This window comes from Rhodococcus sp. NPDC060176, assembly GCF_042728675.1.
In the GTDB taxonomy this organism is placed as follows: Bacteria; Actinomycetota; Actinomycetes; order Mycobacteriales; family Mycobacteriaceae; genus Rhodococcus_F.
In genome coordinates this window covers 1,096,213-1,115,803 of the sequence record NZ_JBHWYS010000002.1, presented here as the reverse complement: position 1 = coordinate 1,115,803, position 19,591 = coordinate 1,096,213, and the positions used below count along the sequence as shown (strand labels likewise).

At 62.7% G+C, this 19,591-nt stretch carries 20 protein-coding genes; 6 read left to right on the top strand and 14 right to left on the bottom strand.

The window, feature by feature from the left end; translation table 11 throughout:
* Window positions 1–11: 11 nt before the first annotated feature.
* From ACFWEM_RS13605 to ACFWEM_RS13595, 3 genes are read right to left on the bottom strand one after another with little or no spacing between them, the layout of a single operon-like run.
* Window positions 12–1,103 (bottom strand): N-formylglutamate amidohydrolase, encoded by a 1,092-nt coding sequence (locus ACFWEM_RS13605; RefSeq protein WP_378534148.1) that lies wholly within the window; start codon window positions 1,101–1,103, stop codon window positions 12–14.
* Window positions 1,104–1,137: 34 nt separating this feature from the next.
* Window positions 1,138–2,136, bottom strand: a complete 999-nt coding sequence (locus ACFWEM_RS13600) for an acyl-CoA dehydrogenase family protein (RefSeq protein WP_378534577.1) — start codon at window positions 2,134–2,136, stop codon at window positions 1,138–1,140.
* Window positions 2,137–2,196: 60 nt separating this feature from the next.
* Entirely contained in the window at window positions 2,197–2,760 is a 564-nt protein-coding gene (locus tag ACFWEM_RS13595; RefSeq protein WP_230812473.1) for a helix-turn-helix domain-containing protein, read from the bottom strand.
* Between the two features lie 134 nt (window positions 2,761–2,894).
* Between ACFWEM_RS13595 and ACFWEM_RS13590 the strand changes: the two genes are divergently transcribed.
* Genes ACFWEM_RS13590 through ACFWEM_RS13580 form a run of 3 tightly spaced genes read left to right on the top strand, consistent with a single transcriptional unit; the run spans window position 2,895 to window position 6,131 of the window.
* Window positions 2,895–4,286, top strand: coding sequence for a uracil-xanthine permease family protein (locus ACFWEM_RS13590; protein ID WP_378534146.1), 1,392 nt, complete (start codon window positions 2,895–2,897; stop codon window positions 4,284–4,286).
* Complete coding sequence (locus ACFWEM_RS13585; RefSeq protein WP_378534144.1) at window positions 4,267–5,349, top strand: isopenicillin N synthase family dioxygenase; 1,083 nt, start codon at window positions 4,267–4,269, stop codon at window positions 5,347–5,349. The genes ACFWEM_RS13590 and ACFWEM_RS13585 overlap by 20 nt, the downstream gene beginning before the upstream one ends.
* Window positions 5,346–6,131, top strand: a complete 786-nt coding sequence (locus ACFWEM_RS13580; protein ID WP_378534142.1) for an alpha/beta fold hydrolase — start codon at window positions 5,346–5,348, stop codon at window positions 6,129–6,131. The genes ACFWEM_RS13585 and ACFWEM_RS13580 overlap by 4 nt, the downstream gene beginning before the upstream one ends.
* Here ACFWEM_RS13580 and ACFWEM_RS13575 read toward each other — a convergent pair.
* Window positions 6,082–7,587: an aldehyde dehydrogenase family protein gene (locus tag ACFWEM_RS13575; protein WP_378534140.1), complete on the bottom strand. Its 1,506-nt coding sequence runs from the start codon at window positions 7,585–7,587 to the stop codon at window positions 6,082–6,084. The two genes, ACFWEM_RS13580 and ACFWEM_RS13575, sit on opposite strands and share 50 nt — an antisense overlap.
* 33 nt (window positions 7,588–7,620) lie before the next feature.
* Window positions 7,621–8,901, bottom strand: coding sequence for a 2-oxoadipate dioxygenase/decarboxylase family protein (locus tag ACFWEM_RS13570; protein WP_378534138.1), 1,281 nt, complete (start codon window positions 8,899–8,901; stop codon window positions 7,621–7,623).
* A gap of 30 nt (window positions 8,902–8,931) precedes the next feature.
* Between ACFWEM_RS13570 and ACFWEM_RS13565 the strand changes: the two genes are divergently transcribed.
* Together ACFWEM_RS13565 and lat are read left to right on the top strand one after the other, a co-directional pair.
* Window positions 8,932–9,396, top strand: coding sequence for an Lrp/AsnC family transcriptional regulator (locus tag ACFWEM_RS13565; RefSeq protein ID WP_003940830.1), 465 nt, complete (start codon window positions 8,932–8,934; stop codon window positions 9,394–9,396).
* Window positions 9,397–9,461: 65 nt separating this feature from the next.
* Window positions 9,462–10,790, top strand: a complete 1,329-nt coding sequence (lat, locus tag ACFWEM_RS13560) for an L-lysine 6-transaminase (RefSeq protein ID WP_378534135.1) — start codon at window positions 9,462–9,464, stop codon at window positions 10,788–10,790.
* Here lat and ACFWEM_RS13555 read toward each other — a convergent pair.
* From ACFWEM_RS13555 to uraD, 6 genes are read right to left on the bottom strand one after another with little or no spacing between them, the layout of a single operon-like run.
* Window positions 10,787–13,495 (bottom strand): molybdopterin-dependent oxidoreductase, encoded by a 2,709-nt coding sequence (locus tag ACFWEM_RS13555; protein WP_378534133.1) that lies wholly within the window; start codon window positions 13,493–13,495, stop codon window positions 10,787–10,789. The genes lat and ACFWEM_RS13555 overlap by 4 nt on opposite strands.
* Complete coding sequence (locus tag ACFWEM_RS13550) at window positions 13,492–14,301, bottom strand: FAD binding domain-containing protein (RefSeq protein WP_378534131.1); 810 nt, start codon at window positions 14,299–14,301, stop codon at window positions 13,492–13,494. Before ACFWEM_RS13550 ends, ACFWEM_RS13555 begins: the two co-directional genes overlap by 4 nt.
* Window positions 14,302–14,308: 7 nt before the next feature.
* Entirely contained in the window at window positions 14,309–15,622 is a 1,314-nt protein-coding gene (locus ACFWEM_RS13545; protein ID WP_378534575.1) for an 8-oxoguanine deaminase, read from the bottom strand.
* 53 nt (window positions 15,623–15,675) lie between these two features.
* Window positions 15,676–16,608 (bottom strand): factor-independent urate hydroxylase, encoded by a 933-nt coding sequence (gene pucL / locus ACFWEM_RS13540; protein WP_378534573.1) that lies wholly within the window; start codon window positions 16,606–16,608, stop codon window positions 15,676–15,678.
* Window positions 16,609–16,642: 34 nt separating this feature from the next.
* On the bottom strand, window positions 16,643–16,972 hold the full coding sequence (gene uraH / locus ACFWEM_RS13535; protein ID WP_378534128.1) for a hydroxyisourate hydrolase: 330 nt from the start codon (window positions 16,970–16,972) through the stop codon (window positions 16,643–16,645).
* Window positions 16,969–17,487 carry a 2-oxo-4-hydroxy-4-carboxy-5-ureidoimidazoline decarboxylase gene (uraD, locus tag ACFWEM_RS13530; RefSeq protein WP_378534123.1) on the bottom strand — a complete coding sequence of 173 codons (519 nt, stop codon included), beginning with the start codon at window positions 17,485–17,487 and terminating at the stop codon, window positions 16,969–16,971. Before uraD ends, uraH begins: the two co-directional genes overlap by 4 nt.
* A 116-nt stretch (window positions 17,488–17,603) precedes the next feature.
* Between uraD and ACFWEM_RS13525 the strand changes: the two genes are divergently transcribed.
* A complete protein-coding gene (locus ACFWEM_RS13525) occupies window positions 17,604–18,404 on the top strand; it encodes a tyrosine-protein phosphatase (protein ID WP_378534121.1) in 801 nt (266 codons plus the stop codon).
* On the opposite strand, the gene ACFWEM_RS13520 is transcribed toward ACFWEM_RS13525, so the two are convergent.
* Genes ACFWEM_RS13520 through ACFWEM_RS13510 form a run of 3 tightly spaced genes read right to left on the bottom strand, consistent with a single transcriptional unit; the run spans window position 18,405 to window position 19,539 of the window.
* Window positions 18,405–18,767 carry a VanZ family protein gene (locus ACFWEM_RS13520; protein ID WP_378534119.1) on the bottom strand — a complete coding sequence of 121 codons (363 nt, stop codon included), beginning with the start codon at window positions 18,765–18,767 and terminating at the stop codon, window positions 18,405–18,407.
* Window positions 18,764–19,114 (bottom strand): hypothetical protein, encoded by a 351-nt coding sequence (locus ACFWEM_RS13515; protein WP_378534117.1) that lies wholly within the window; start codon window positions 19,112–19,114, stop codon window positions 18,764–18,766. Before ACFWEM_RS13515 ends, ACFWEM_RS13520 begins: the two co-directional genes overlap by 4 nt.
* Entirely contained in the window at window positions 19,114–19,539 is a 426-nt protein-coding gene (locus ACFWEM_RS13510; RefSeq protein ID WP_378534115.1) for a DUF1707 domain-containing protein, read from the bottom strand. The genes ACFWEM_RS13515 and ACFWEM_RS13510 overlap by 1 nt, the downstream gene beginning before the upstream one ends.
* Between the last annotated feature and the right edge of the window lie 52 nt (window positions 19,540–19,591).

Here is a 19,591-nt window from a genome sequence, read left to right as displayed (position 1 = left end):
TTGCGGCTGAGTCAGCCGTTGCGGTAGTGGTCCCAGCTCGCCTTGCACGCGTGGGCGAGCTGGTCCACCCGCTCGGCATCGGGTGTCGGCCAGTCGACGCCGGGTTCCATGATGTAGGCAGCCAGTTCGTCTCCCAGTAGGAATTCTCGTTTGAATTCGGCCTGTACCGCACTCAACGTGATTCCTGCCTCGGCTGCGCGTGTATTCAACTCGGCGAATCTGGCTCCGGCCGCGATGATTTCGAAACTGCCGAGGTATGGCTGATTGAGCGCTACCGCGTCCGGATCGTCGACCTGAAATCCCTTGCGATGTGAGACCGCGAGTGCGCGAATGAGCTCCGGATCCATCGTGACGGGATTGTCTCCGCGTCGATTACCTTCGTGATCGCCACGATTGGAGAGCGCGACGACGTCGGGGAGTCGATCTGCTTCCGGCCGTTCGACATTGACGGCGCCGTCGCGGCGAGTGGTGTGGTTCATCGTGTCGTGGAACGACAACGTCGTGAACGAACGGCCGAGTTCGAAGCTCTTCTCGACCATGGTTTCGATCAGTGCGTCGCGAGTTCTCTCGTAGACGCCCAAACCGTGTTCGGCTGTCTCGGTGAAGGTCTCGGCGAGGTTCTTCCAGCCCGCGTCGTCGGTCGGCTCGAGCAGTAGTGGGTAGAACGAAAAGGTGACAGGGCGAACTGCGTCGACACCGGTGAGGTCCGCCTTGTTTCCCGCTCCGGCCTTGTGCACGCGGGCGAAGGCTTCGCGTAGTGACGCCTCCAGGTTTTCGGGCTTTGCACGGTTGGGATCACGAATCATGCGGGGGTGCGGGTTCTCCACGTACACGATGCGCGAATCGATTTCGGCCCAGCGGCGCACGATGGGACTGGTGGACATATCGGTGAAGTCGAACTGCAGTCGCTGGGTGAACTCGGGTGCGAGAAAGCGTGAGAGTTCTGCCGGAATCGCGGAACCCGAGTGTGGGCAACTGACAAGAAGGTCGGCTTCGGCGATGGCGTCGTCGAGACTGCGGGAGTCACGATCGGCATAGAACGTCAGGTCCTCCGGCGTGAACACGGTTCCGGCCGGGATGAGTACTGGTTCTCCACTGGTCATGATCCCCAGCGTAATCGAGCACGACCGTGCATACTCAATATCCGCTGAGTCGTTCCACAAGAGCAGTTTTGATCTCCGGTCGACCAGCCGCGACCAGAGTGAAGGTGGCTTCACGCATGAGCCGCTCGGGGGTGTTGCTGCCGACCAGGGCGCGGCTTCCGGTCGCAGTCACGAGTGCGGCCGACGCTCGTATCGCAAGTTCCGACGCTCGGGCGCGGGCGGCTGACATGTCGCCTCGATCGCGCAAAGCGGAATCAAGTTCTGTGCGAGCCCTGGCGGCTTGTTCTTCGAAAGCGCCGGCGTCGACGCCGAGATCCGCAAGTTCGGTAACAGCGCGGCGGGTGATGCCCATGGCCATCGCGCCGTTCAGCCATAGGCCGGGTAGCTGGGTGCTCTGGAATTGTTCGTCGCTGACGACGGAACAGACGTCGGTATCGGGGATTTCGAAAGCGTCGAACACGATTCGGACGGTGTTGCTCCCGCGCGCCGCGATCAGGGGAAGCTCCTCGGTCGTCAGGCCCGGGGCTTCGCCAACCGGTACAACGGAATGAACGATGGAATTGTCGAACTCGTCCCGCGCCGACACCAAGAGAACATCGACGATGCCCCAACCGGTGACGAAGGGTGCGATTCCGTCGAGGACGTAGCCGTCGTTCACCCGTTTCGCCCACAGGAGCGGCGGGCGGGGGATGGCGCCGGCATACGCAACTCCGCCGCGAATCGTGCCGGAAACGAGGCCGTCCCAGTATTGTTCGCGCAGAGACATATTGGGACTGGCTGCGAGGGCTCCGACGACGCCGTGATGCTGCATCCAGGTGAACGTCGTCGCGAGGCAACCGCCACACAAGGTTTCGAGGACGTCGACCAGTTCTTCGCCGCTGGGGCCACCGTCCCCGAGGGCAGCGATGCCGTAGAAGCCGTCGGCGGCGAGCGCGTCGAAATGGCTGCTGGGGATTTCTCCGTCGGCGTCGACGCTGTCGGCGACGGGAAACAGAACGGTGTCGGCGATTTCGCGCGCAAGTTCCGGCCACATGGTCACGCTGTCAGGGTAAGCCGTGAGCGGGGGTTGTGGTGTGGAACTACAGCCGCGCATCTAGAACGAGGGAGGTGAGCTCACGATGAGGAATCTCGCGACCGCATCGGTGCGATTGAACCACCGGTGCGGGATAGTCGAGGTGTAGAGGAGGGTGTCGCCGACGTGAAGAACGTGATGCTCGTCCAGTCCAACCTCGACCTCGACAGATCCCTCGAGAACATGAATGAACTCTTCGCCGGCGTGCTCGGTGTGCTCACCTGCCTCGGAATGAGGTGCTGCCGTGATCTCGTTGGGTTCCATGGTCCGTGAGCCGGTGGAGCAGAATCGAATCACCGAATCGTGTGCCAGTTCGAAGGTTCGCCCCTCACCGGCGCGGACGAGGCTGGACGGAGTTCGCTCACCCTGTGCCAAGAGTGCGTGCGCTGTGGTGCCGAGCGATTGCGCGAGGCGATGAAGGTTCATGACACTGGGTACTGCATGGCCGTTTTCGGTCTGGCTCAGGAAGGGCTGCGACAAGCCCGACTTCACGGCAACCTCGCGCAACGTCAGACCGGCTTCTTTTCGCGCCGTCCGCACGGCAGCCCCGATTGCGGTCGCTATCGCCCTTTGGTCGTCGTCCATGTGCCGAAGATAGCAGTGCTCTGGTGAAAGTTTTGATTACACAGACGAAACAAATTCGACCACGGTAAGAAATTATCGACGTGCTGAATAGTCCCGTACACGAAACACTTCCAGCTTCGGACGGAGATCGGCGCATGGCCATCCATCCTGTCGACCAGCGGCTCCCATTTGCCCGCCAGTCTGCTTTTGCTCTTCAGCACGTCCTCATCATGTACACCGGCTGCATCACGGTTCCGCTGGTTTTCGGTGCCGCCGTAGGGCTGGACCGCAGCACAGTCGCGATGCTGATCAGCGCGGACTTGCTCGTTGCAGGCATCATCACGATCATTCAGAGCCTGGGCGTCGGGAAGGTCGCCGGTGTCCGCCTGCCGATCGTCTGCGGGGCGACCTTCGCTGGGCTGACGCCGATGATTCTGATCGCCAAGGAGTACGGCCTGCAGGCCGTGTACGGGTCCATGCTGGTCGGTGGTGTTGTCGGCATAGCTTTGGCCGTACCGTTCGCCAAGATCGTCCGATACTTCCCGCCCCTGGTCACCGGCGTCGTCCTGACAGTTATCGGCATCTCGTTGATCGGTGTCGCAGGAGGCTTGATCGTCGGAAACGACCCGACCTCCCCGTCGTTTGCCGATCCGAAGAATCTGGCGCTGGCTGCGGCTGTCGTTGTGGTCGCGGTGGCGTTCATCTGCCTCGGTCGCGGGATGTGGACTCAGCTCGGTGTGCTGATGGCGTTGGTGATCGGTACCGTGATCGCCATCCCGATGGGTCTGATCGATCTGAGTGGCGTCGGCGGCTCGGCGTGGGTGGGCTTCCCGATGCCGTTCCACTTCGGTGCTCCGGAGTTTCCCGTCACCGCCGTGGTGGCGATGAGTATCGTCATGGCAGTCGTTTTCGCCGAATCGACGGCCAGCATGCTCGCCGTCAGCGAGATCACCGGAAAGCCTTTGAAGAAAGCAGATCTCGCACGAGGGCTGGTGGCCGACGGTATGTCGGGAGTTCTGGGCGGGATCTTCAACGCGTTTGTCGACACCGTCTTCTCGCAGAATGTCGGCGCCGTTGCCACTACCCGGGTGTACAGCCGGTACGTGACCGCTACCAGCGGCGCCATTTTGATCGTCCTCGGTCTGATCCCGCGAATGGGTGAAGTGGTTGCCGCCCTTCCTGATCCGGTGGTCGGCGGCGTGGGAATCATCTTGTTCTCGACGGTCGCGGTCGTCGGAATCAATACACTGCGCAAGGTCGACCTCAGCGACCCGATCAACACCACGATCGCCGCCGTATCCGTGGGGATCGGTATCTTGCCGGAATTTGCGGAGGGCATGTTCGAGCGCTTCCCGTCCTCGGCCCAGATCCTCCTCGGTAGCGGCATCACCTTGGCTGCGGCCTCGGCTTTTTCGCTCAATCTACTGTTCAACCACACCAGGCTCGGTGAACTCGCCAGGCGATCACGCGAGAGCCTCCACTCCGCTGCACATACTGAACCCGCTACCAGCTCTGCAGGAGACGCCAGTGCCATCGTCACAGTCTGAAATTTTCGAAGTTCCCGATCTTTTCGAAGTCCCTGTCGTCGACATCTCGCCTTACGTGCTCGGAGGCGCCGACGAGGACAGGGCGCGAGTGGCTGCCGAAGTCGACCATGCCTGTCGGACTGTAGGTTTCATGCAGATTCGGGGCCACGGTGTTCCGGCCGCTGTTTCTTCCGGCCTCGCCGAAGCGATGGACGACTTCTTCCGGTTGCCGATGGAGACGAAGTCGGGCTACCGAATCGAGGGCGCGAATCGTGGGTACAGCCCGCCCAAGAGCGAGTCGCTGAGCCTGAGTCTCGGCGTCGAATCCGCGACTCGGATGAACGACTTCTTCGAGGCGTTCAACGTAGGAACCGAAGCTCGATTGTTTACCGAACTCGAACTCTCGGAGGAGGATTACGGAATCAACCTGTGGCCCGCTGTTCGCGGATTCAGGGAGCGCGTAGAGGACTACTACGCCCACGGCGTGCGGGTGGCACACACACTGACCACAATATTCGAAGATGCGCTGGGTCTGGCCCCGGGATTCTTCGAGTCGATCACCGACCATTCCATCGACGTACTGCGGATGAACAACTACGCATTGCCGCAGGGGACGGTGACATTGGACGGCGAGTTGAAGGGAATGGGGGAACACACCGATTTCGGGCTGGTCACCGTGTTGTGGGCGGATCAGGTGGAGGGTTTGCAAGTGCTCGGGAGCGACCGACGCTGGCACGACGTCTGGCCGGAAGACGATGCGCTGTTGGTCAACCTCGGGGATCTCACCGCCCGACTGACCAACGATCGGTGGATGTCCACTCTGCACCGGGTCGCGCCGCCGGTGGTGAACGGCACCATCAAGCGTCGGCGATCCGCGGCCTTTTTTCACGACGGAAACGTCGACGCGGTCATTGCGACTCTGCCGAGTTTTCAGGACGACTCGGGCTTGGAATACGAACCCATCACCGTTCGCGATCACATCAAGGCCAAACTGGCCGGGTCGAGGCAGGGAAGGTCCAATACCGCCGCAGTTCGTGAGGCGGCTCGGGTGCTTGCGGCGGCAGAGTCCGAGGTCAAGCAGTGAGCGCTCGGAACATCGTCTTGATACACGGCGCCTGGGCCGGTGGTTGGGTCTGGGATCGCGTGTGTGGCCCTTTGAAGACCGCCGGCTTCGATCCTGTCGTGGTGGAGCTTCCCGGCACGGGGAGTTGGAACCCCGACGACGTGATCGATCTTGCCGCTGTTACCGAACATGTTGTGGCAGTGGTCGAGTCATTGGACGGGCCGGCAGTCCTGGTCGGCCACTCGGGCGGCGGCATCGTGGCCTCACAGGTGGCCGAGCGGATACCTTCGCAAGTAACGGGTCTCGTGTATGTCGCAGGGATGATGCTGCCGTCGCAGATGGATTTCGGAACGCTTTGTGCAGAAGTCGGTTTGGCAAGTCCGGTCGGAATCTCGCGTTGGCTGGTTCCCGTCGGCGACGGCGACGCAACGGCAGTTCCGCCGGAAGCCGGTGCCGCCGTGTTCTTCCACGAAGCGCCGGTCGCCGATGCGATCGGTGCAGCGCGCATGCTGGTCCCACAATTGGAGTCCGCCCGCCTGATGGCCCCGGTCTGGACCGAAGAGCGGTTCGGAACCGTGCCGAGGCGCTATGTCGAGTGCACCCTGGATCGAACCGTGCCGATCGAGGCTCAACGTGCCATGCAGCGACTTGTCCCCGGCGCCCAGGTGGTCAGCCTGGACACCGATCACGCACCGCAGTTGTCGGCGCTCCCGGAGCTGATCGACGCGATCACCGATTTCGCCCAGCAGGCGTTCAGCCGAACTCGACGCCTTGAGCCAGCGGCAGTTGGTCCGAGTAGTTGACGGTATTGGTGGCTCGGCGCATGTAGGCCTTCCACGAATCCGAACCCGACTCGCGACCGCCACCGGTCTCCTTCTCCCCGCCGAAAGCGCCGCCGATCTCCGCACCCGACGTTCCGATGTTCACGTTCGCGATACCGCAATCGGAGCCGTCGGCGGCGAGAAAACGCTCGGCTTCACGCTGATCGAGTGTGAAGATCGAGGATGAAAGTCCCTGAGGTACACCGTTGTGCAGCGTGATGGCCTCGTCGAAATCGGCGTATGTCAAGACGTAGAGAATGGGTGCAAACGTCTCCGCCCGTACCACCTCGGTCTGTGCGGGCATACGAACGAGAGCGGGCGTCACGTAGAACCCGGAATCGCCGACGCGGTCGCCGCCGCACACCACGGTGCCGCCGTCGGCGCGCGCGGCCGAGAGGGACTTCTGCATCGCTTCGAACGCAGCCTCGTTGATCAGCGGCCCGACCAGAACACCGGAATCGAAGGGACTGCCGACCCCTAGCTGGGCGTACGCGGCCGCAACGCGCTCGACGATATGATCGGTGATCGACTCGTGCACGATGAGCCGACGAAGTGAGGTGCAGCGCTGCCCCGCAGTTCCGGCGGCGGAGAACACGATTCCGCGTACGGCAAGCTCGAGATCTGCCGACGGTGTGACGACTGCGGCGTTGTTGCCACCCAACTCGAGGAGGCTTCGCCCGAAGCGTTCGGCGACCCGCGGAGCCACGGCGCGGCCCATTCGCACGGAACCGGTGGCGCTGACCAAGGCCACCAGTGGGTTGTCCACCAAGGCCTCACCGACATCGCGTCCGCCGATGATCAACTGGTGCACGTCGATCGGTGCATCACAGTCGGCGAGTGCGCGTCGTAGGAGGGCGTCACATGCCAGTGCAGTCAGCGGCGTGGTCTCCGAAGGCTTCCAGACGACGGCGTCGCCGCACACGAGAGCGATGGCGGTATTCCACGACCACACCGCGACGGGAAAGTTGAACGCGGAGATGACTCCGACAACGCCGAGAGGGTGCCACGTTTCCGTCAACCGGTGTCCGGGACGCTCGGACGGCATGGTGCGTCCGTAGAGCTGCCGGGAGAGACCGACGGCGAACTCGCAGATGTCGATCATCTCCTGTACCTCGCCGAGAGCCTCCGAGGTGACTTTGCCTGCTTCGAGGGTCACGATCTCCGCGAGGTCCTCCTTGTGCTCGGTAAGAAGGCTGCCCAGCCGGCGCACGACCGCGCCGCGCGCCGGAGCGGGGACGGTGCGCCAGGTGAGGAACGCGCGATGCGCCGCGTCGACGGCGTCGTCGACTTCTCTAGCGGAGTGCTGCCGAACGGTACGCAGTTGCGTACCGGTGATCGGGGTATGTGCGCTCAGGTCGCCGGTGGGCCACTCGACACCGCACGCGGCAAGGGCGCTTTCGGCGCGATCGGCGAGGCTCGAAGAATCAGGCAGGTTCACTGGGGAGTCCTCTGTTGTTGTAGGCGGCAGTGGTTATGGGCGGCTGTGGTTGTAGGCGGGAGAAAGCGCGGCACGTGACGCCTCTTGTTGTGCGTGGTACAGCTCGAACGGATCTTCGATGGTGCGGTCGATGGCGCCCTCCAATCGATCCTGCCCGTATTCGGCGCCGGGCGCATCGGAAACGAATCCGGTCACCGAATCGAGATTGGATGCGAAGATGCCGGCCGCGGAGGCCGGTAGGAAGTCCTCGTAGACGATGGGATCGCGGACGAGCGTCGATCCTTCGTTTCGGTACGTGAAGTAGGCCAACCCCGCCGCATCGAGCCCGTCTTCGGAGTGCGGAAATTCCCTGTCCCAGTGTGCATCCTCCGGCCTGGTGATCAGTCGGTCGTAGATCTCTCGACCGCTGCGGGTCAATGCGATACCGCGGGCCTCCACCTCACCGAATCTGACGCGGACCGGTTCTGTGGTGATCGATCCGTCCGGCCGGCGGAAGCGCCTGTCTTCGGCCAATGCGCGAAACGACGTCTGCCGCAGAAGCAGTGGCGGTCCACTCCATCTCGGCGGGCCTTGGATGCGGTCGATCATGGTGATGCCGCGCTCGGTCATTCGGCGGTACAACTCGTCGATGTCGAGTACCCGCGGGGTGAGGTGATTGACATGTGTCGAGCCCTGCCCCGCAATGTCTGCAGCGACCGGTGAGATCGCGGCAAGTTCGCGGTACCAGGCCGCGTCGATGGGATCGGTGCCGAGCCGAAACGCGGAGGTCGCCGCGTCGACGAAGTGTGTCGCCTCGGGCTCTGGCAGGCCGCCCTCGCGGCTCGATTGCCGTGCCCATTGAAGAAGTTCGGGAGAGAACAGGGTGCGGCGACGCAGAAACGCAGTGATCCGACGCTCGAGGTCGGAGTCGAAGAACCTGGAATCGGAGATGGTCAGTACCGAGGTGAAAACGCGAAACGGGTTCCGGGCGAGTTCGGCGGGATCGGTCGGACGAAATGCTGTCGAGACAACAGGAATAGGGGAGTCCGTGAGCCGGAGGTCGTAGTAGCCGACCGGAAACATACCGAATCCGCCGAAGACGATGGCCACGTCACGCAGTTCGTCGAGGGTGCCCAGCCTGATGGCCCCGTGACGCTCGGCACTGACCCGCGCGAGAGTGCCCAGACGCTCCGCAGAATCCGGATGTGCCGCGGCAAAGTTACGGTTCACCTGCAGCGTTACGTCAACCAGCGTGTTGTAAGCGGGGACCTCCTCGCCGTACATCCGTGCAAGTGTCGCAGCGAACCGTGCACGTAGCTCCCAGGTTTCAACCATACGAATGTCCGATTGCGTTAGCCTGCGCAGGTGCGAGAAACAGAAACCAGTGACGTTGCCGGTGTTCCGGTCGACGAAACCGATCGTCTTTTGATGCGCGAATTGGTCTTGGACGGGCGTGCCACTCTCGCGAGTCTTGCTGAGAAGGCTGGACTCTCGATCTCCGCAGTCCAGTCGAGAGTGCGTCGTTTGGAATCTCGCAAGGTGATTCGTGGGTACTCGGCGAAGATCGATCCGGAGGCACTCGGTCACAATCTGTCCGCATTTGTCGCCATCACTCCTCTCGATCCTTCGCAGCCCGACGATGCGCCTGCTCGCTTGCGTCATCTGCCGGCGGTCGTCTCGTGTCACTCGGTAGCCGGGAGTGAAAGCTACGTCCTCCTGGTCCGGGTGGCGTCACCTCGGGCGTTGGAGCGATTGCTGCAGGAGATCCGTACGGCAGCCAACGTCAACACACGAAGCACCATCATCCTACAAACTTTTTACGACGAATGACGGGCGTTCAGTAACTTTTACGGTGTTCTATCGACACTTTCGTAAAATTGACATAATCTTCGCGTATGAGTACTGCGATGCGAGACTTCGGTGACAGTGCGCTCTTTCCGGTCTACGAGGTGTTGAAGGCCAGCATCCTCGTCGACGGATTCGATCTGATTCTCGACGTCGAAGGGTCGAGGGGTTCCTACCTCCGCGACCTGCGGGACGGAACCGAGTTTCTGGACATGTTCGGTTTCTTCGGCTCTTCCGCCCTGGGGATGAATCACCCGGCGATCACAGGCGACGAGGAGTTCCAGCAGGAGTTGGCCGTCGTGGCCTCCAACAAGCCGAGTAATTCCGACATCTACACCGAACCCATGGCGCGCTTCGTTGCGGCTTTCGCTCGCGTCCTGGGGGATTCGGCACTTCCACACTTGTTCTTCGTCGACGGCGGCGCCCTTGCGGTGGAAAATGCGCTCAAGGTTGCCTTCGACTGGAAGAGTCGGTTGAACGAAAGTCGTGGATTGTCAGGAGATCTGGGGACGAAGGTCCTGCATCTGAGCGAGGCTTTTCACGGCCGCAGTGGATATACGATGTCGCTCACCAACACCGAACCGGGCAAGGTTGCGAGATTCCCCAAGTTCGACTGGCCACGTATCGACTCGCCGTACCTGGCAGACGGCCGCGATGTCGAAGCTGCCGAGAGGCAAGCTCTCGATCAAGCGCGCCGAGCTTTTGCCGACAACCCCGACGACATCGCCTGTTTCATCGCCGAACCGATCCAGGGTGAGGGCGGCGACCATCACCTCAGACCGGAATTTCTGCAGGCGATGCAGGAGTTGTGCCACGAAAACGACGCCCTCTTCATTCTCGACGAGGTGCAAACCGGGTGCGGAATCACCGGAACTGCCTGGGCTTACCAACAATTGGGTCTGCATCCGGATGTGGTGGCTTTCGGCAAGAAAACGCAGGCGTGCGGCATCATGGCTGGTGGTCGCGTGGATGAGGTGCGCGACAACGTGTTTCACGTCAGTTCCCGGATCAATTCGACGTGGGGTGGCAACCTCACTGACATGGTTCGTGCCCGGCGAATACTCGAAGTCATCGAGCAGGACCGACTGATCGACCGGGCGCGATTCACGGGTGCGCATCTCCTTGCCCGGTTGACCGAAGTCTGCGAACAGTACGCGGCGGCGACGGAGCCGCGAGGTCGTGGGCTGATGTGCGCGATCACGTTGGCAGACAGCGACCTTCGCGATCGCGTCGTGCAGCGACTACGAGAAGACGAGCACGTGATGATTCTGCCCACCGGGAAGAGGGGAATCCGATTCCGGCCCGCGTTGACCGTGACCACCGGAGAGCTGGACGACGCAGTCGATGCAGTCGAGCGCGTACTTGCTCGCGAGACTTAGGGCCTCTGCATCTCGCCCCACACCCGGTCCGGTGTCATCGGAGTGGAGTACATCCGAACTCCACATGCATTCGCGATTGCGTTTGCCAACGCCGGTGCCACCGGATTGAAGGGTGCTTCACTCATCGATTTTGCGCCGAAAGGCCCCAGCTTGTCGTACGTGTCCGCAAACAGTACTTCGGTGATCGGCAGATCCCCGATCTGTGGAACGTGGTAATTGCGCAGCTGCGGATTGATCACCCGGCCTTCCTCGATGACGATTTCCTCCGACAGCGCAGCGCCCAGGGCTTGTCCCACACCACCTTCCACCTGCCCTCGGAGCTGGGCCGGGTTCATGACGGTTCCGGCGTCGGCGCCCTGAACGGACTGCAGAATTTTCACCCGGCCGGTGTACGTGTCGACGGCGACGCGAAAACCGTGGACGTTGAAGGAGACCGAGCGGGGTGTTCCGTCGTGACGGCCGTCCGCGGTGAGCGGGCCGCCTTCGAGCAGTGTCGGGAAATCGATGCAACCGAGCGAGGATTCGACCCCGTTCGGCGAAAGATCGCGGACCTGCGCTCCGTGCCCGCTCACTCGTACAGCGCGGGTCAGTATCCGCTCACGGAGGCGTTCGCAGGCGATCAGGAGAGCCTTTCCGGCAACTACCGTTCCCGTCGACCCGAACGCTCCGGTGTCATATCCACCGGCGTCGGTGTCGGATTGAACAATCCTGATGCGATCCACCGTCGTCCGCAATTCCGTGGCAGCGATCTGTTGATGAACCGTGGTGGTTCCGTTGCCGAACTCGGCGGTCCCGATGTTCACGACGTACCGACCGTCGACCTCGAGTGTGACGGAGGCGTCGGAGAAGTGACCGCGCGGCGGAATCGTCGCAATCATCGCAATCGCCATGCCCTGGCCGGTCTTCCAACGGGACCCGGTCGGTGCCTGTTCTCCGCGTCCGCTCGAGAGCGCACCGTCGACGAGGTCGATGCACTGGTCCAACCCGTAGCTGCCGAACTCGAGATCGCCGTCTTCGACGTGCCAGTCGACGAAGTCGTCTCCGGGCAGGACGACGTTGCGCCGCCGAAAATCGAAGGGGTCCATGCCGAGACGCTCCGCGAGCTGATCCATGGCCGACTCGACGGCGAAGATGATCTGACCGAGTCCATAACCACGGAAGGCCCCGGACGGAACGTTGTTCGTGTAAACCGCCTCGGCGTCGACGCGTTTTGTCGCAGCGCGATAGACCGCCATGGATTCGGCGCAACCGTGGAACATGACTCCGATCGAATGGTTCCCGTACGCCCCGGCGTCAGAAAGGACGTCGATGGCGAGCGCGGTGAGAGTTCCGTCGGCACCGGCGCCGGCACGTACCGAGACCCGCATCGGGTGCCGCGACGGTGCGATGGTGAACTGATCGCTTCGACTGAACTCGTAGGTCACAGGTCTGCCGGTTCGCAGGACGGCCAGTGCGACCAGATCCTCGGTGAGTAGTTCCTGCTTCCCGCCGAAACCTCCGCCCACCCGCTTGGCGAACACGCGGATGCGGCTGCGGTCGAGGTCGAAGATGTGGGCCAACTCGTCGCGAACCAGGAACGGCACCTGCGTGCTGCTTCTGATGACGAGGCGGTCATCCTCGTCGAGCCATCCCACTGCGCCGTGGGTTTCCAATGCCACGTGCTGGACCCGTGCGGTTTGCCAGGTGCCCTCGACGACGGCAGCCGCATCCTGCAGCGCGCGATCCAGGTCACCGACACCATCGTGAAGTGCTGCAACCACATTGCGGGAGGCCGCGGCGATCCGGGAACTCTCGTCCTTCTCACCGTGCAGGAGCGGAGCGCCGGGGGAGCGCGCACGGTCGGGTTCGAAAACCGCGTCGACGACCTCGTAATCCACCTCGATCAGGGCGAGGGCACGCCAAGCCTGCTCAGGGGTTTCGGCGATGACCGCGGCGACGCGTTGGCCGCGGAAACGGAGAGTGCGATCGAACACCCGTGTGTCGTCTGGATCGTCGTTGCGGTCCTCGTGCCGAGCAGTCGAGAACAACACGTCCGGACTGTCACGGAAGGTGAGTACCGTCACGACGCCTGGCGCCGCTTCGGCTGCCAGCGTGTCGATCCCGGTGATGTGCGCGTGTGCGTGCGGACTCCCGAGCACCGCGGTGTGAAGCAAGCCGTTCGGCATCTCGCCCGGGGCGAAGTCCATCGTGAACTGCTCGGTACCCGTGACGATTCGAGTGGAAGCCGGCGCGGCGATCGAACGGCCTTGGGCCGAGCCCAACGCGGCCGTCTCCGTGTTCGCAGTACCCGCCAGGGCGTCACGAATCGATCTGTACCCAGTGCAGCGGCACAGGTTGCCCTTCATCGAGCAGGTGAGATCGGTCTTCTGCTCCGGAGACAGTGCCGATGCCGTGACCACCATTCCTGCTGTGCAGAACCCACATTGGAAGCCGCCCGCATCCACGAAGGCCTGTTGAGTGGGATGCAGACTCTCCGGTGTACCGAGACCGGCGGCGGTGACGATCTCGCGGCCGTCGACGCGATGGGCTGGAAAGATGCACGAGTGGGTCGGGTGCCCGTCCACGAGCACCGAGCACGCCCCACAGTCCCCGGCGTCGCACCCCTTCTTGACGGAGTTCGTTCCATGCTCGCGGAGGAGGGTTCTCAGGCACTGCCCAGGGCGGGGTTGGTCGTCGCGGGGAACTCCGTCCACCGAGTACTTCATTCCAGTTCACCTCGGATTTCTTCGGCGAGGAGCGCAGCCATCGCCTGCCGCCATGGCGCAGTTCCATGAACATCGGTGAAGTAGGCGTCTTCCGGAATCCTGTTGCGCAACGCATTCGCGAGTGCAGCGGTGTCGGGGAGCTTGTCGAATTTCAGAGCGTACGGACGTCGGGTGGCAGCGGTGACCGCCAGGGTGAAACCGTCGACGCCGCACCGGCCGGCCACGGCGACGGCAGAGCGCCCGAGCGACGTCTGCGCCAGTTTCCGCATCGCGGTGCGTGCGGTCAATGCGTGTGCGGGAATCCGGATACTGCGGATGATCTCGCCGGGGCCGAGGACGTTGCGAGAATCGTCGATGACGAATTCGACTACGGGTAACGAGTATTCGGTTCCGTCCGGGCGCCAGATCGTCAGATCGGCATCGAGGGCAGTGCACAGCGTCGTCATGGCGCCGGCCGGGAAGGACAGTGCGATGTTGCCGCCGACTGTCGCGTATCGCAGCACTTTCCACGATGCGAGCAATGCATCGGCGCACTCACGGAAGAGCGGAGCGGCGGTCCACGACGCGGGCAGTTCGGCGCGGCACAGTTCCTCGATCGTGCAGGTGGCCGCGATCTCGAGACCGTGATCGCTGACCTCGACGGCTTCCCAGTCGAGGCCCGACAGGTCGACGAGCGTGGTCAGGTGTGGCTGCGGTTCCGAATACAGCCAGGTGCCACCGCCGATGAACCCGATTCCGGGTGATGCGCAGGGGATCTCGGCTCGGCTCCGCGGCACCAGTACTTCGTCGACACTGTGCAGATCCATCGCGCCGTCACGCCTTTCCGAGGAGGTCGCGGTGTGCTCGTGCGACATCCGAGGCCACGACATCCTCGTCGACGGTGGTGACTCGGCCGTCGGCAATGACGATTCGACCGTTCACGAGCAGTAACTTCAACGGGGGAGTCGAGCCGAGTACGAGCGCCGCCACCGGATCGGTGATGCCGGCATGGGCGACGGTGTCGAGCTTCCACACCGCCAGGTCGGCAAGCTTCCCCACCTCGATCGATCCGATCTCGGCGTCGCGGCCCAGAACTCGTGCGCCGCCGACAGAGCCAAGTTCCAATGCTTTTCGCACGGTCATCGCCTGCGGGCCGCCCTTGGCACGAGCGAACAGAAGTGCGTGACGCGACTCCTCGATCAGGCTGCACGCTTCGTTGCTCGCCGCACCGTCCACGCCGAGGCCCACGGTGACCCCGCCGTTCACCAGATCCACGGCACGGGCAATACCGGCTCCCAGTCGAGCATTGGAGGTCGGGCAGTGCGCCGCCGCAGTTCCGGTTCGCGCCATCGTCTCGATACCGGCGTCGTCGAGATGGACTGCGTGTGCGTACCAGACGTCCGGGCCCACCCAGCCGACGCGTTCCATGTATTCGACAGGTGTGCAACCGAAAAACTCTTTGCAGAAGCTTTCCTCGTCCAACGTCTCGGCCAGATGCGTGTGCATCCTGACACCGGCTTCACGCGCCAGCGTCGCGGACTCGCGGAGTAACGACTCCGTCACCGAGAAGGGTGAGCAGGGTGCAACCGCGATCTGCAGCATCGATCCGGGACTCGGGTCGTGCCAGCGATCGATGACGGCCTGCGTTCCGGTCAGGATGTCATCGAGGTTCTCCACGACGTGATCCGGTGGTAGGCCGCCGGAACTCTGGCCGAGATCCATCGACCCACGGCACGGATGGAATCGGAGACCGACCTGTGCGGCAGCATTGATCTCGGCCTCGAAAACGTCCCCGGCATCGCGGGGAACGACGTAGTGGTGGTCGGTGGTGGTCGTGCACCCGGTCTTTGCCAACCAGGTGAGCCCGCCGGTGGCCGCCACGTGCACGGCGTCGGCGTCGATACCCGCCCAGACGGGGTACAGGGTGGTCAGCCACTCGAAAAGCGTCGAATCCGCAGCCAGGCCTCGGGTGATCCATTGGTAGAGATGATGATGTGTGTTGACCAGACCCGGCGTGATCAGGCAACCACTCCCGTCGATCACTTGCGCACCCGGGTATTCGGGTGGCTTTCCGGCGCCGACGTCGACGATCTTGTTGCCAGAGATCACCACATAGCCGTCGGTGTACTCGGAGCGGTCACCGTCCATCGTGACCACATGGGCGCCTGCGACGACGAGGGCTGCCCCTGGGGCTGATTCGGTCACGACAACCAACCGGCATAGGTGGTCCACGACGGTCCTGCGTCCGGCGCGTCGGATCGGCTGACCGCAGCTTGGATCAGCCCGTAGGGACGATCCGCAGCGTGGAACACCTCGTTGTCGTTCTCCACACCGAAGCGGCCGAGTGCATATTCGAAATGATGCTTGTTGGGTGCCGAGAGTCGAACCTCCGCAATGATCGGGAATTCCTCGAGAATTGCCTTACCGATGTGGAAGAGTGTCTGCTGCAGGGCAAGTGAATGTACCTGTGCGAACTGTTTGACGATCTGTGCCTTGATGCCCACGTAGACCGATTCCCAATCGACGTCGGTGGTGACGAATCGCCACTGGGCGACCAACGTCGTTGCCATGACCCGGTCGTCGGTCGGCTCGAGAACGGTGTACGGGTCTTCGAGAAAACCCGAGAACTCACTACCGGTCGATTTGAGGATCACCAGGTCCTTCAAGCCACCGATCACCCATGTCCCGGTATCGGAGATGGTGATCGACGCCGTTCGAACTTCCTGACCCTTCCGGATCCAGGTGTAGTCGTGCTCGCTGCCGTCGACAACCGCACGCTCCCAGGCATATTCCTCGATCTCGATCCGCGCGCCACTGACCGGTTCGATGTCGTCGACGAAATGACGGGCGAGTTCGAGTCCGTACGTCTCGATCGAGATCAGGCCCTTTTCCTTGGCGTAGGAATAGGCCGTTTGTTTCTGCGTGTCGGTCGGCAGAACCTTCGACTGATCACCGGTGAGGTACGCGTCGGCGAAATCTCCACGCAGGCAGGTGGAGACGTTGATGTCGTGGATCTCGTGACGAGGAGTGTCGCGATAGATTCGGACTACCCGATTTTCCGCTTTGCCGTACTGGTGGCCCGAGAGTTCGATGGATCCGCTCAACCGGTCGGTGTTCGTACTGCCAGTCGTCATGTTGCCGGTTGTGATGTTTTCGGTAGTCACGTTTTCAGCTCCCGCGATAGGTGGAATAAGCAAAGGGCGACAGCAACAATGGGACGTGATAGCCCCGTGCGGTGTCGTCCACCCGGAAGGTCACTGTCACTTCCGGGTAGAAGTTCTCTTGTCCGTTGGTCTCGAAATACGTTCCGGTGTCGAAAGTCAGGGTGTAGTGACCGGCGGTCAGGCCGCCCGGAGCAAGTTCGGGGATGCGGCCGTCGGAATCGGTCTCGGCAGTGGTGATCGTGGCGCCGCCTCGATCACGAAGTTCGACGCGAATCCCCGCCGCGGGATTGCCTGTCGTCGCGTCGAGAACGTGCGTGCTCAGGGACTTGCTCATGCTGTGCCTCCGGCGAGTGAATCGATCAGACGGGTAAGTCTGATCCGATTGATGGCGGCCAATTCGGTTCGAAGCACGGAACGCTCGGTCGCCGGGTCGTTTCGGAGACGGCCTCGAAGGATGTCGAGGAGCTCCGTTCCAGATTTCCCCGACGCGCAGACCAGGTAAACATGGCCGAATTTGTCCTCGTACTCGGCGTTCTTCTGCCGAAGTTCCGCGAGTACGTCTTCTGTCGCGGACGAAACGCCTGACTGTTCCCGGGTCGAGGACGCGCTCTCGCTTCGCTCACCGATTCGTGGGTGGCCGGACAGTGCGTCGTCGATCTCGGACTCGGGAAGCTCGGCCAGCACCGCATCTGCTTTGTCGAACAGAGCTTCCAGATCGGTGAACGGGCGAGACGAGGCGATTTCCTGTGCCCACACGGCGGAATGGCAACACTCGAGCAGGGCCGCGACTGCCTGGTGGTCACCGAGCGCATCGAAGGCTCCGAGACCACTGGAATTCGTTGTAGGCATGTCCACAGGATTACTTGAGCATGTTACGGATCTGTAGCGCAGCAATTACGGGAGATGATGTGTCTCGATCTTGTTTCTCCGGCCGCCCTTTTCCGGTGACAGATACATTCATAGGTATGACCGATACTCCGAACTTGTCTTCCGTCGTACCGTCACTGGCGAACCTCCGAGACATCGGTGGCCCCGAATCGAGCTTCGGTGGCACCGTGCGCACCGGGAGCGTGTTTCGTTCCACGGACCTGGCGTCGCTCAGTGCGGAGGGCGCACAGACCCTCGCCGATCTGGGCATCGTCACGATCTACGATCTGCGCACCGAATCCGAACGTGAGACGGCGCCGGACTTGACACCGGACGGTATCCGGGAACTCGGCCTGGACGTGTTGGCGGACAAGCAGTATCGCGCCATTCCAGCTCAGATGCAGCAGATGATCGCCGACCCGGCATTCGCTGCCGAAGCGTTGGGGAGCGGCCAGGCACTCGAATACTTCCAGGGAAGTTACCGCGATTTCGTGACCTTGCCGAGTGCGGTCGCGTCGTACCGGCAACTGTTCGTCGACTTGGCGCAGCCGTCCAGTTCGCCGGCACTCGTTCACTGCACCACGGGCAAGGATCGCACGGGTTGGGCCGCAGCCGCGCTATTGCTGTTCCTGGGTGCCTCCGAGGACGCGGTCTTCGCGGACTACCTCGAAACCAACAAGATTCTGTTGCCGATGTTCGCGCCACTCCTCGAACGATTCGAGGCGAAGGGTATCGACCCCACCCTGCTCGAAGGTGTCCTCGGTGTCAGGCGCGAGTACCTGGAGGCGTCGATGGCAGAACTCGAGCAGGTCCACGGATCGATCGAGGCGTACTTCACCGACGGCTTGAAGATCGACGCGTCGACCCAGGACCAGTTGCGGAGCAACCTGCTCAGCTGATCAGGACCTGCTCGGCTCGTCGTCGCGGGCGCTTCGACGCCGCATCACGAGGCTGACGATACCGATTCCGATGGCAATGCCGAGCAGGTCGGCGGTGCCGTCCCAGATCGAACCCGAACGCGAAATGGGCAGCGCTGCTTGAAGAACCTCCGATGTCGCGGCAAAGATCACCAACCACACCGCCGTGAGCCACGCCGGGATCCGGGCGTGCAGCGAGGTGATCGCCAACACCGCGAACATCAACGTGTGGGTGATCTTGTCGGTGTTCTCCGGGCTCGACGGCACGGTGGAGCCCGGAGAGAACAGCATGATCAGAGCAATGACCACGGCTATCGCCAGCGGCCAGTATCGGCTGTTCTTCAATTCGTCTGTCCCTCGACGACAACGAGTCCGAGTGCACCTTCGGCGAACCTCGTGACGGCCTCGGCAGCTGTCGCGAGTGCCTCGGTGTGCCCGTCGCGGGCCCAGCCGGTGAGAAGGGCAGTGGAGTCGAGAGGCGTCAGAACGACCTCGGCGAGGAGCTCACCGGTGTTGGGTTGGCAGACGGCCCAGGAGTAGACGCTGTTTTCGTGCCACTGAGCGCTCCGCTGACTCACGTACTCGGGGTTGGTGATACCGCCGTCGGCAAGCGCTGGGCGGTCGTCCACACGCTCGTCTGCGCGCAACGCCCGCAGATACCAGCCACCTGCGTTGATCTCGATCGGCTCCATCAGTCGGAGCCCCGCTCGCGGCGGCGCTTGGCTTTGCGTTCCCTGTCGGTGCCGAACAGCAGCGCACCGGCAAGGGGAATGGCGAGGAACCACAACCAGGTACCGGTGACGAAGAACAGGATCACCGCGAGAATCGGAATGACGGCCATGATCCGTCCGGACCAGTCGGGGGTGAACCCTCGCTCCGCCGGTGCGTCGGGAGGCGTCACCATCGACAGGGGAGCTGTGCCGGGGGATTGATAGTTGCCCGGTAGATCGGCGAACACCGGCACGAGTTCACTGCGAGTTGTTGCGGCACTGACGATTCCGCTTCTCTCGTCGAATTCCGTGACGGTGAGGCGCCCTGCAGCGAAGTGCTCGCTCAGGAGATCGAGTGCCTGCTCGCGTTCTGCAGTGCCGATGCGAATGTCGGGGACGTCAGCCATCGTTACAGCCTACTCAAACGACTGTGCGCCTTTCCGGTAGTGGGGACTACCG

Excerpts from the sequence above, each read along its gene's own strand:
- uraD (WP_378534123.1), bottom strand. The coding sequence starts at position 17,487 with ATGCCTACAACGAATTCCAGTGGTCTCGGAGCCTTCGATGCGCTCGGT.
- ACFWEM_RS13525 (WP_378534121.1), top strand. The coding sequence starts at position 17,604 with ATGACCGATACTCCGAACTTGTCTTCCGTCGTACCGTCACTGGCGAAC.
- ACFWEM_RS13515 (WP_378534117.1), bottom strand. The coding sequence starts at position 19,114 with ATGGAGCCGATCGAGATCAACGCAGGTGGCTGGTATCTGCGGGCGTTG.
- lat (WP_378534135.1), top strand. The coding sequence starts at position 9,462 with ATGAGTACTGCGATGCGAGACTTCGGTGACAGTGCGCTCTTTCCGGTC.
- ACFWEM_RS13545 (WP_378534575.1), bottom strand. The coding sequence starts at position 15,622 with ATGGACGGTGACCGCTCCGAGTACACCGACGGCTATGTGGTGATCTCT.
- ACFWEM_RS13590 (WP_378534146.1), top strand. The coding sequence starts at position 2,895 with ATGGCCATCCATCCTGTCGACCAGCGGCTCCCATTTGCCCGCCAGTCT.
- ACFWEM_RS13600 (WP_378534577.1), bottom strand. The coding sequence starts at position 2,136 with ATGTGGCCGGAACTTGCGCGCGAAATCGCCGACACCGTTCTGTTTCCC.
- pucL (WP_378534573.1), bottom strand. The coding sequence starts at position 16,608 with ATGACGACTGGCAGTACGAACACCGACCGGTTGAGCGGATCCATCGAA.
- uraH (WP_378534128.1), bottom strand. The coding sequence starts at position 16,972 with ATGAGCAAGTCCCTGAGCACGCACGTTCTCGACGCGACGACAGGCAAT.
- ACFWEM_RS13570 (WP_378534138.1), bottom strand. The coding sequence starts at position 8,901 with ATGGTTGAAACCTGGGAGCTACGTGCACGGTTCGCTGCGACACTTGCA.
- ACFWEM_RS13550 (WP_378534131.1), bottom strand. The coding sequence starts at position 14,301 with ATGGATCTGCACAGTGTCGACGAAGTACTGGTGCCGCGGAGCCGAGCC.
- ACFWEM_RS13605 (WP_378534148.1), bottom strand. The coding sequence starts at position 1,103 with ATGACCAGTGGAGAACCAGTACTCATCCCGGCCGGAACCGTGTTCACG.
- ACFWEM_RS13595 (WP_230812473.1), bottom strand. The coding sequence starts at position 2,760 with ATGGACGACGACCAAAGGGCGATAGCGACCGCAATCGGGGCTGCCGTG.
- ACFWEM_RS13555 (WP_378534133.1), bottom strand. The coding sequence starts at position 13,495 with ATGAAGTACTCGGTGGACGGAGTTCCCCGCGACGACCAACCCCGCCCT.
- ACFWEM_RS13510 (WP_378534115.1), bottom strand. The coding sequence starts at position 19,539 with ATGGCTGACGTCCCCGACATTCGCATCGGCACTGCAGAACGCGAGCAG.